At 74.7% G+C, this 9,684-nt stretch carries 11 protein-coding genes; 7 read left to right on the top strand and 4 right to left on the bottom strand.

Annotated features, from left to right (window positions below):
* Window positions 1-372: 372 nt before the first annotated feature.
* The 4 genes from AOJ26_RS28000 to AOJ26_RS27985 are packed head-to-tail and all read right to left on the bottom strand — an operon-like array spanning window position 373 to window position 5,490.
* Window positions 373-1,737: an O-antigen ligase family protein gene (locus AOJ26_RS28000; RefSeq protein WP_053851144.1), complete on the bottom strand. Its 1,365-nt coding sequence runs from the start codon at window positions 1,735-1,737 to the stop codon at window positions 373-375.
* 6 nt (window positions 1,738-1,743) lie between these two features.
* Window positions 1,744-3,168: an exopolysaccharide biosynthesis polyprenyl glycosylphosphotransferase gene (locus AOJ26_RS27995; RefSeq protein WP_053851143.1), complete on the bottom strand. Its 1,425-nt coding sequence runs from the start codon at window positions 3,166-3,168 to the stop codon at window positions 1,744-1,746.
* Entirely contained in the window at window positions 3,165-4,340 is a 1,176-nt protein-coding gene (locus tag AOJ26_RS27990) for a glycosyltransferase (RefSeq protein WP_053851142.1), read from the bottom strand. The genes AOJ26_RS27995 and AOJ26_RS27990 overlap by 4 nt, the downstream gene beginning before the upstream one ends.
* 49 nt (window positions 4,341-4,389) lie before the next feature.
* Entirely contained in the window at window positions 4,390-5,490 is a 1,101-nt protein-coding gene (locus AOJ26_RS27985; RefSeq protein ID WP_053851141.1) for a DUF3344 domain-containing protein, read from the bottom strand.
* 256 nt (window positions 5,491-5,746) lie between these two features.
* Between AOJ26_RS27985 and chpG the strand changes: the two genes are divergently transcribed.
* The 7 genes from chpG to AOJ26_RS27950 all read left to right on the top strand — a co-directional run.
* On the top strand, window positions 5,747-5,986 hold the full coding sequence (gene chpG, locus AOJ26_RS27980) for a chaplin ChpG (RefSeq protein ID WP_053851140.1): 240 nt from the start codon (window positions 5,747-5,749) through the stop codon (window positions 5,984-5,986).
* Window positions 5,987-6,141: 155 nt separating this feature from the next.
* Window positions 6,142-6,813 (top strand): hypothetical protein, encoded by a 672-nt coding sequence (locus tag AOJ26_RS27975; protein ID WP_053851139.1) that lies wholly within the window; start codon window positions 6,142-6,144, stop codon window positions 6,811-6,813.
* A gap of 114 nt (window positions 6,814-6,927) precedes the next feature.
* A complete protein-coding gene (locus tag AOJ26_RS27970) occupies window positions 6,928-7,209 on the top strand; it encodes a hypothetical protein (protein WP_053851138.1) in 282 nt (93 codons plus the stop codon).
* Window positions 7,210-7,394: 185 nt separating this feature from the next.
* The gene (locus AOJ26_RS27965) at window positions 7,395-7,895 is read left to right on the top strand and encodes a DUF5949 family protein (RefSeq protein ID WP_053851137.1); all 501 of its coding nucleotides are present in this window, start codon (window positions 7,395-7,397) and stop codon (window positions 7,893-7,895) included.
* A 4-nt stretch (window positions 7,896-7,899) separates the two neighbouring features.
* A complete protein-coding gene (locus AOJ26_RS27960; RefSeq protein WP_053851136.1) occupies window positions 7,900-8,505 on the top strand; it encodes a vitamin K epoxide reductase family protein in 606 nt (201 codons plus the stop codon).
* Between the two features lie 124 nt (window positions 8,506-8,629).
* Entirely contained in the window at window positions 8,630-9,145 is a 516-nt protein-coding gene (locus tag AOJ26_RS27955; RefSeq protein ID WP_053851135.1) for a hypothetical protein, read from the top strand.
* A 101-nt stretch (window positions 9,146-9,246) separates the two neighbouring features.
* The coding region (locus AOJ26_RS27950) for a tyrosinase family oxidase copper chaperone (protein WP_053851145.1) at window positions 9,247-9,684 on the top strand (438 nt) is incomplete at its 3' end.

Raw genomic sequence — 9,684 nt, 5'->3', positions numbered from 1 at the left:
GTCCGGGGGCATGGCGGACCGGCTCGGCGGCGGTGCGTGCCGGGGGGACGGCCAACGGTCCACCGCTTCCGGGGCCGCCGCCGGTCCCGGCCCCGGACCTCGGGCTCATGCCGGACGCGGGTCCGGGGCTCATGCCGGACGCGGGCCTGGGGCTCATGCCGGACCCGGGCCTGGGGCTCATGTCGGACCCGGACCCGGATCCGGGGCTGACGCCGAACCCGGACCCGGACCTTACGTCGGACCCGAACCTGGACCCGGAGCTGACGCCGGACCCGGACCCAGACCCGGACCCGGAGCTGACGCCGGACCCGAACCCCGGGCCCGCGCCGGACCCGGACCCCGTCGACCCCGAGGGATGTGGCGGTGTCACCGTCATCGGATCCCGGCCCCCTCGGCCGCGCCGGACCCGTCCCGTGCGGGCACGGCAGCGCTCTCGTCCCGTGCCCGCACGGCACCGCTCCCGACCAGCGCCCACCAGGCCACCACGCCGAAGCACACCGCCGTCAGCACGGTCGAGGGCCCGCCGATGTCCGCGTACACGAAGTCCGTGAGCTGCCACACCAGCAGCCCGCAGCCGACGAGCGCGCAGTCGAGCCCGCGCCCGGACCCCCGCGCCCGCACCAGCCCCCGCAGTCCGCACACCAGCAGCGCCAGCCAGGCGCCCGCGAGGGCGAGCAGCCCGGTCAGGCCCTGTTCGGCGAGCACGAGGAGGTACATGTTGTGGGGGGACAGCAGTGGCTGCCGGCGGAAGGCCGCGCCCGCTCCCTCCGTGTCGCTGCCGGCGGACAGGGCCAGCGAGGCGTGCGCGTCCCGCTGCTCGGGGAAGCCCTTCAACCCCACGCCGGCCAGCGGCTGTTCGCGCCACATGCCGACGGCCGCCGCCCACATGGTGTACCGGTCGGTCACGGACTGGTCGGGGGCGTCGGCGACCTGCGTGATGCTGCCGATCCGCTCCTGCAACTGCGCCGAGCCGACTCCGAGACCGCCCACCAGGACCACCCCGACGGCGGCCGTCACGGCCCCCACCACCAGCGCCCGCCGCAGCCCGGCCAGCACCAGCTGTGCCGAGCAGGTCACGGCGGTCGCGATCCACGCGCCCCGGCTGAAGGACAGCGCCAGCGGCAGGAGTAGCGCCAGCGCGCACCCGGCGGCCACCGCCCGCTGCCGTACGGACGCCTGCCCCAGCGCCAGCCCGAGCGCGCACACCAGGCCGAAGGAGACGACGGTCGCCATCCCCATCACGTCCGCCGCCCCGAAGGTGCCGACGGCCCGGATGTCCTCGCCCTGGTAGGAGGCGCCGGTCCCGGTCGCGTACTGGTGCACGCCGATCGCGCCCTGCCACCCGGCCAGGGCCACGAACGACCAGGCCAGCAGCCGGAAGTCGCGCCGGTCCCGGACCAGCAGCAGCACGGCCGCCGGGACCAGCACGAAGACCTGGAGGTAGCGGCCCAGACCGGTGAGCCCGGCCGCCGGCGAGGACGCGCCCACCGCGGCCACGGCCAGTCCGGCCACCGGCAGGCCGAGGACGACGGCGGCCGTCCACGACAGAGGGCGCCGGCGTTCCCGTACCAGCCGGACCACGCAGTACAGCACCACCAGGCCGGAGACCGCGTCGGCCGGCCCCGCACCGCTCTCGGCGGTCGGCGACACCGGCAGCGCCAGCAGGGCGACCACGGCCACCACCGGCAGGACGGGGGAGAGCTCCCGCACCCGCGGCGGGTTCAGCGCGAGACCCATGCGCGCTCAGCTCCCCGTCGGACGCAGGAGGGCGGCCGCGGTGCGCAGCAGGATGCAGATGTCCTGCCACAGCGACCAGTTGTCGATGTACGCGTTGTCGAACCGGCAGCGGTCCTCGATCGAGGTGTCCCCGCGCAGCCCGTGGATCTGGGCGAGCCCGGTGATACCGGTCCGCATCCGGTGGCGGGCCGCGTAACCGGGGTAGGTCTGGCTGAACTTCGTGACGAAGTAGGGGCGTTCGGGCCGCGGACCGACCAGGCTCATGTCGCCCCGCAGGACGTTCCACAACTGGAGCAGCTCGTCCATGGAGGTCCGTCGCAGGAAGCGGCACAGCCACGGCATGTGGTGCTCGTTGGCCACGCTCCAGCGGGTCGCCGCCTCGTGCGCGTCGACCGGCCGGTGGGTGCGGAACTTCAGCAGCGTGAACGGCTTGCCGTCCTTGCCGATGCGCTCCTGCCGGAACACCACGCCCGGCCCGCCGCTCAGTCGCAGCGCCACCGCGCACACCAGCAGCAGCGGGCTGACCACCAGCAGCAGCGTCCCGGACACGACCACGTCCAGCGCCCGCTTCCCGGCGCTGCCCCGCCGCCGCGACCCCATCACCAGACGCCGGCAGGAGAACCCGGCGAGCTGTTCACGCATCTCGTACGACGGCGACTCCGCGTCGATCTCCCACACCGCGCAGCCCGACTCCGCGAGCGCCCGCAGCAAGGGGCCCTGCCGGGACCGTACGGAGGGATGCACGGTCAGGACGTCCCGTACGCCGTTCTGGATGAGGGCCCGCTCGACCTCCTCGCCGGTGGTCAGCACGGGCAGCCCCTCGCCGCCGTCGGGCTCCTCGGCCACGACCCCCACGGGGCGGACTCCGCAGCCCGGATGGCGCAGCACGGCGGCGGCCACGCGCTGGGCGGTCGCCGCCGGGCCGATGACGAGCGCGCTGCGCGGCCGGGTGAGCCGGGCGAGGCGCTGGCGTCGGCGCACGGTGCCGCGGCCCGCGCAGGCGACCGTCGACTGCAGCAGGAAGCCGACGGCGAGGGTGGCCGGGGAGAGCGCCCGGTCCGGGTCGTACGCGGCCACCGCGGCGGCGAGGGCCAGCCAGGCGACGGCGATCCGGGCGCAGACGGCGGGCAGTTCGTCGAGGACGCCGGCCACCTGGCGGGGCGGGTGCGGGCGCAGCAGCATCGAGGCGGCCACCAGCAGCGCCACGAGCAGCGGCCGCCACTGGGCGGCACTGCACGCGAACGCTCCCACGAGGGCGGCGACCAGGTCCGCGGTGAGCAGCGGGACCGGGGAGGCGGGGCGCGTCGGGGGCCGCCGGGCGGGGAACCGGAAACCCGCACCGGAGCCGCGCGGCGGCATGATCGAGACGGATGAGAATCCGAGGTCCCTGGCCTGTGTGCCGGGGGAGGGGACGGTGCTTTCCGCGGTCACGAGTGGATGGGCTCCCTGTACTCGGTGGGCGCGACGCGCGCGGCGGGCTCGGCGTCGAGCAGGTCGCGGTACAGGCCCGCCACCGCCTCGGACGTGCGCCGCACGTCGTGCGTGGACAGGACGTGACGGCGCCCCTGGTGGCCGAGCGACGTGCGCGACGACGGGTCGAGCAGCAGTGCGGCGACGGCGTCGGCCAGCGCCGCCGGGTTCTCCGGGGGCACCAGGCAGTGCGGCGCGAGGGCGGGCGGCAGGCTCTCTCGGGCGCCGTCCACGTCCGTCACCACCACGGGCCGCCCGCAGGCCATCGCCTCCAGCGGGGCGAGTGCCATGCCCTCCCAGCGCGACGGCAGGACGACCAGATCGGCGGCCCGGTACCAGGGCACGGCATCGGCGACGGGCCCCGCGAGGAGCACGGACCGCGGGGCCCGTTCGCGCAGCCGGTCCCGCTCCGGTCCGTCCCCGACCAGCACCAGTCGCGCCGCGGGCACCCGGTGCAGCACCGCGTCCCAGGCCCGCAGCAGGACGTCCTGCCCCTTCTGCCGGCACAGCCGCCCCACGCACACCACGAGCGGCGCCGCCGGGTCGACCCCGGGCAGAAGCCGTGCCCGTACGGTGTCCGCGGCGGCGGGGCGGAAGCGTTCGGTGTCGATCCCGTTGGGGATCACGCTCCACCGCCCCGTGATCCCGGCCCGCCGCCCGGTCCGGCGCTCCGCCTCGCTGACGCACACCGTCCGCGTGGCCCAGCGCGCCCCGCGCCGCTCCCAGGCGAGCGCGAGGGCCGCGGTGACACCGCCGACCGCCTCGAACGACCAGGCGTGCGGCTGGAACACGGTCGGGATCCGCCCCCGCACGGCGATCCGTCCGGCCAGTCCGGCCTTCGCGCTGTGCGCGTGCACCAGGTCCGGCCGCACCTCCTCGACCACCCGGGCGAGCCGCCGCACCTCGCGGACGAGTGCCGGACCCGGTGAGCGTGTCGCCTCCCACCGCCGTACGTCCGCGCCCAGGGCGCGCAGGTCGGCGGCGAGGGGGCCGTCCGGGCAGGCGACCGTGACGTGCAGACCGGCGGCGACCTGGGCCCGTGCGAGGTCCGTCACCACCCGGGCCACTCCGCCGTCCACGGGCTGCGTGAGGTGCAGGACCCGTGGCCCGGGATCGGTTGCTGACTGGTGCATTGCGCGGTTTCCTCGCTCACGGACGGGCTCGGGACGGGCCGGAACGCGCCTACTGCCGGGCGTCGACGGCGACGAAGAGCGCGCCGGCCCATGCCGCGTCCCGCTGGGAAACGAGCCGGAAGGCCAGGTGGTCACCGCCGTGCCGCAGAGCGTTTCCGAGTTCGAACACGTCCGAGTCGTAGCCGAGGGTGTGCGCGTAGGAGGGCACACGCTCCGGCGCGGGCGCCCCCGCCTCGGCGATCGTGGAGTTCAGTACGTCGTCACGGGGGCCGCCGGGACCCGCGAGAGAGGTCCTCGCGCCGCGGCCGGTCGACACGGTGAGCGAATCGCCCGTACGGCCGCGGTCGCCGTCGTAGGCGACGAGCCCGACCCGGCCGGTGCCCTCCCTCGCCAGGCGCAGCCCGCTCAGGCGGATCTCCGGCACGGAACGGGAGTTCAGCGCGTCGAAGCCGTCCCAGACGGCGAGGTGCCGCAGCGGCTCGGCCGGGTTCTCGTACGCCACCACCAGCGTCCAGCCGCCCCACGCGCCCGCCGTCGACCTGCCCATGGCCACGTTGACCTGTGCCACCGTGTACAGGCCCGAACCGCTGTCCCGGACCAGCTTCGTGACGTCGGCCGAGGCCTGGAAGGCGTCCGCGCCGTGCGCCGTCCGGTGGCCCACCACGGTGTCCGCGAGGAGGGCCTTGTACTGACCGCCGGGCTCCGCGACCAGCACCCGCCCGTTGTCCTTCGGCGGCTTCTGCTCGCCCGCCTGCAGGTTGCCGCCCCAGTACAGCCGCGCGTACGTCACCCGCGAGCCCCCGGGCAGCCGGACCTCGGCGCGGGAGGAGTTGTAGGTGTTCGGGTCGCGGTCCACGTCGACGTAGAACATGTCGAAGTCGCCGTTGGCACCCTTGCCGCCCGCGCGCACGGCCGGGCAGGAGGGCTCGGCCCCGGTGCCGGCGGCACGGCAGGTGATGGAGGTGTTGGCGGCGCGGACGACCCCGCCGTGCTGGGTCGCGCGGTACCGCTCGGCGAAGGGGAGCCGCCGCGCCTCCGCGGCCGACGGGTCGGGCACCGTCGCTGCGGCGCGCAGGGGCGTGCACAGGGCCGCCAGCAGGAGTACGCCCGCGATCGCACGGCGCGGCAGTGGGCCCGGGGAATTGCGCATGACCGGCGTTGCCCTTTCGGGAAGGTACGGCGCCCCGTGCGTGCGACGTGCCGTCTGCGGGGGCCTCGGGAGGTCCGCAACTCTAGTCACGATCCGGACTATTACTGGCAAATCAGCCAACCGTGTCGGAATCGCACACCCGTGGTTCCGGCAGATCACCCCTTTGGCCGCACAACTCGCGCGGGCGCCGCGCGTTGACACAACGCCGGGCATCCCGCCCGGGTGTTTTGTGTCAACCCCCAAGGAGCAACTCTCCATGTCGCGTATCGCGAAGGGCCTGGCCCTGACCTCCGTTGCCGCCGCGGCCGTCGCCGGTGGTGCGGGCATCGCCGTCGCCGACAGTGGCGCGCAGGCCGCCGCCGCTCACTCCCCGGGCGTGCTGTCGGGCAACGTCGTCCAGGTTCCGGTTCACGTTCCGGTCAACGTCTGCGGCAACACCGTCGACATCATCGCCCTGCTGAACCCGGCGTTCGGCAACCAGTGCGAGAACGACTGACGTTCACACGCCACCCCGTGGGCCGGCCGCCCTCCCGTGTTCGCGCGCGGGAGAGCGGCCGGCCTGCGTTGCTCCCAACGGTGGACCCGAGTTGCGGGGCGCGGTGGGCGAACTCACGGTGAGCACAGATCCGACGCTCACCGAAAGGAACACCCATGCGTGGTCTGCCCGCACGGCGCATCGCGTCCACCGCACTCTGCGCCACCCTCCTGGTCGGCCTGGCCGGTCCGGCCGCAGTCGCCGACCCGGCCCGCGAGCAGGCCCACGCGGTGTCCCGCGCGCCCCTGCCCGACGCGGACGCGCTCCTCGCCCAGGTCAAGGGCCTCAGCGACCTCGGGGGCGTGATCACCCCGGTCACCGACCTGCTGAACACCGTGCTCAAGGCAGACGACGGCCGGCTCCCGGCCGCCCAGGCCAGCGAGCTCGGCGCCGCCGTGAAGGACGCCATCGCCCGGGCCGCCGCGACGGCTCCGGCATCACCGAGCACCGGCACGTCGGCGAGCACCGCGACCACTCTGCCCGCCGCGCCAACCGCACCGGCCCTCCCGGCCACCGCCGCGCCCGCCACCACGCTCCCCGCACCCACGAGGAACGGCGGCGCCACCGGGGCGGCCCCCGCCGACGTCATCGGCGACGCGCTGGCCGCGCTGCAGAAGGCGATCGACGAGCTGATCAAGGCGGTGACCTCGGGCGACGCCGCTCAGGTCGCCGCGGCGGTCACCGACTCGGTGACGAGCCTCGTCAACACCGTGGCCGCGACCCTGGTCGGCGGCAGACTGCCCGCGCCGAGCCTGCCGACCCCGCCCGCGGGCGGCCCGTCGAACTGACCGACGGGATCTCATATGAGGACTCATAAAAGGGGTTTCCGCTCCGGCCGCAACTCGTTGGGCACGGCGTCAGAATTCCCTCTGGCGACATGAGTTGCCGAAGAAAGGAACACGATGAAGTCCCTGAAGGCCGCTGCTGTCGTTGCCGGTTCCCTGGTCCTCGCCGGTGCCGCAGCGCCCGCGTTCGCCTACAACAGCGCCGACCTCACCCCCACCAGCCTCAACGGCGCCGTGAACGCGCTCACCAGGGGTCCCATCGACGTCATGCCGCTCCAGCACCAGTCGGACGCGCTCGACACCGAGAACACGGGCTCCGTGCTCAACGCCGTGAAGGGCGCGACCGAGGACCTGAACAACGACGGCGGAATTGCCGGCGTTCTTCCCGTGGGTGGCTGAATCCGCTTTTCCCGGCGCCGGAGACATCCGGAAAAAGGGCCGATTCCGTGGTGGCCGTCCGGGCCCGGGGTCGGCCCTTCGCGCTGTTCGACCCCGTCCCTCTTTCGTGTGGACGGACCGCGGACCGTCGCCCGCTCGGGTGAGAACGCCCAAGTGGCCCTCCGGAGCGTCGCTATGGTCGCCCGGTGACCTCAACCTCAAGCGAAACCCGCCCCCTGCGCTCCGCCGACCTGGGCACCGTCGTCGTACTGCCCTGGAGCGGGGAGAACGCGGACGGCGTCGCCATCCCCCACCTCCTGGTCTGCTCCCTCGGGAACACCGAGGGCGGTCCGGAGTCGACGTCCGCAGCGGTCGAGCGGCTGCTGACCGACAACGGCCTGCCGGTCGGCCGGGAGCTGGTCGACGGCATCGCCAGGCCCAGTCTCCCGGTCGGCCTGCTCGTCGTCGCGGGCCAGGCCGTCCTCACCATGCCGCGGCTGAACGTCCAGTGCACCGTGCCCCCGGAGTGGCTGGAGGCGGTCGAGGCGCGGGGCTTCGCCTACCTCATCTTCACCACCCGCGCCTGGACCGGGGCCGAGCCGGGCGAGTCCGTCGACCCGGAGGCGCTCGCCGAGTTCGTCAACGCCGACGAGACCCTGGACGCCGCCGCGCACATCGTGCTGCCGGCCCGCAGCCTGCGCGCCTGACACCGTGGCCGCCCCGGGACGGCAGCCGCGGGAACCCGTGGGCGCGAGCCGCGCCTTCGCCCTCCTGCTGGTGATCACGGGGGCGGCCGGGCTGCTGGCCTCCTGGGTCATCACGCTCGACAAGTTCCACCTGCTGGAGGACCCGGACTTCACCCCCGGGTGCAGCCTCAACCCGGTGGTCTCCTGCGGCAGCGTCATGGAGAGCGACCAGGCCTCCGCCTTCGGGTTCCCCAACCCGATGCTGGGCCTGGTCGCCTACGGGATCGTGGTCTGCGTCGGCACGAGCCTGCTCGCGGGAGCCCGCTTCCCGCGCTGGTACTGGCTGGCCTTCGGGGCCGGCTGCCTGTTCGGGACCGGGTTCGTGTCGTGGCTCCAGTTCGAGTCGCTGTACCGGATCAACGCCCTGTGCCTGTGGTGCTGCCTGGCCTGGGTCGCCACCATCGCGCTGTTCTGGTACGTCGCCGCGCACGCCGTACGCCACCGGCTGCTGCCCGCGCCCGCCCCGCTGAGGGCCTTCCTCGACGAGTTCGCCTGGGTGCCGCCGGTGCTGCACACCGGGATCGTCGGGATGCTGGTCCTGACCCGCTGGTGGGACTTCTGGACGGGCTGACCGGCCCCTGTCGGTTCGTCGTACTACTGCGGCACCCGGGGGATTCTTGCGCTGGTGACCGCCCCAGGATCGTTACGCGGTAAGGACGTTGAGCCCCCGAACCCTGAAAGGGACCGCACCTGCCATGAAGTCGACCACCCGAGGAACCCTTGCCGCCGTCGTCACCGGCGTCGCGGCCGCCATGGGCGCGGCCGCCGCGCCTGCCGCCGCGGTCGGCACGGTCCCCGTCCCGGTGCCCCTGGAAGCCGCCGAGAAGACCCTCAACATGGAGCTGCCCAGCCTGAGCGGCGAGATCCCGCTGCCGAGGCCGGGCAAGCCGGACGGGCCGCAGTTCGTCGAGGGCCGGCTCCTCCCGGCGCGCACCGTCCCGCAGCTGCCGGTCACCGGCGGCCTGCCCGGCGCCGGCCTGCGCGCGCCCGTGCCCCACGTCCTCGGCACGGAGTTCGACCACGTCGGTGTCGGCGTCCCGACGTCCGACCTGCGCACCCTCTCGCCCGGCCTGAGCGTGGACGCCCCGCTGACCCGGCCCAACCCCGACCACATGGGCCTGCCGGACACCAAGCTCCCGCAGGCGGGCATCCTCGCCCCCGTCCTGCAGGCGGTGCCCGCCGCGGACCTGGGCGTGGGGCCGGGCCTGTAGAACCGCGACCCGGCACGCGGGCCCGCCGGCCCGCGGGAGTGACCCCGGGGGCCCTCGGGCGGTTACGGCTGTGTACATCGGAACCGGACGAGGAGTGCACGATGGTCGTCAGCGTCGGTGGGGGAGTGGCGAGGGCCGGGACGGCGGCGGTGAGACCCCGGCCGGTGCGCACGGCGCGGCGGGGTGTGCTGCGCGGCGTGCTCGCCACGGCCGTGGCCATGGCACTGGCCCCCGTCGTCGCCGCCTCCCGGCCCCTGCGCCGGGCCGCCGGGCCGGCCGAGCTCGCCTTCGAGTTCGACGAGATCCGTCTCGGCCACCGCATCCGCGGCTCGCGGATGACGACCGTCGGGCACCCGGTCGACGCCGACGGCCCGTGGCACGTCACTGTGGACGACCGGCCGCTGCACCTCATGCGCCGGGCCGACGGCAGCTGGCTGAGCATGGTCGACCACTACCGCTCGTACCCGACCCCGCTGGAGGCGGCCCGCGCGGCCGTCGACGAGCTGGGGCCGGGGCGAGCGGGTTCGGGTACGCGGGGG

The organism is Streptomyces sp. NRRL B-24085 (assembly GCF_001282115.1).
In the GTDB taxonomy this organism is placed as follows: domain Bacteria; phylum Actinomycetota; class Actinomycetes; order Streptomycetales; family Streptomycetaceae; genus Streptomyces.
Note: the sequence above shows the minus strand (reverse complement) of the source record. Positions and strands in the feature narration are given on the sequence as shown.

What these genes read in the sequence shown, in the direction of transcription:
- AOJ26_RS27985 (WP_053851141.1), bottom strand. Translation starts at nt 5,490, where the DNA reads ATGCGCAATTCCCCGGGCCCACTGCCGCGCCGTGCGATCGCGGGCGTA.
- AOJ26_RS27975 (WP_053851139.1), top strand. Translation starts at nt 6,142, where the DNA reads ATGCGTGGTCTGCCCGCACGGCGCATCGCGTCCACCGCACTCTGCGCC.
- AOJ26_RS27955 (WP_053851135.1), top strand. Translation starts at nt 8,630, where the DNA reads ATGAAGTCGACCACCCGAGGAACCCTTGCCGCCGTCGTCACCGGCGTC.
- AOJ26_RS28000 (WP_053851144.1), bottom strand. Translation starts at nt 1,737, where the DNA reads ATGGGTCTCGCGCTGAACCCGCCGCGGGTGCGGGAGCTCTCCCCCGTC.
- AOJ26_RS27990 (WP_053851142.1), bottom strand. Translation starts at nt 4,340, where the DNA reads ATGCACCAGTCAGCAACCGATCCCGGGCCACGGGTCCTGCACCTCACG.
- chpG (WP_053851140.1), top strand. Translation starts at nt 5,747, where the DNA reads ATGTCGCGTATCGCGAAGGGCCTGGCCCTGACCTCCGTTGCCGCCGCG.
- AOJ26_RS27970 (WP_053851138.1), top strand. Translation starts at nt 6,928, where the DNA reads ATGAAGTCCCTGAAGGCCGCTGCTGTCGTTGCCGGTTCCCTGGTCCTC.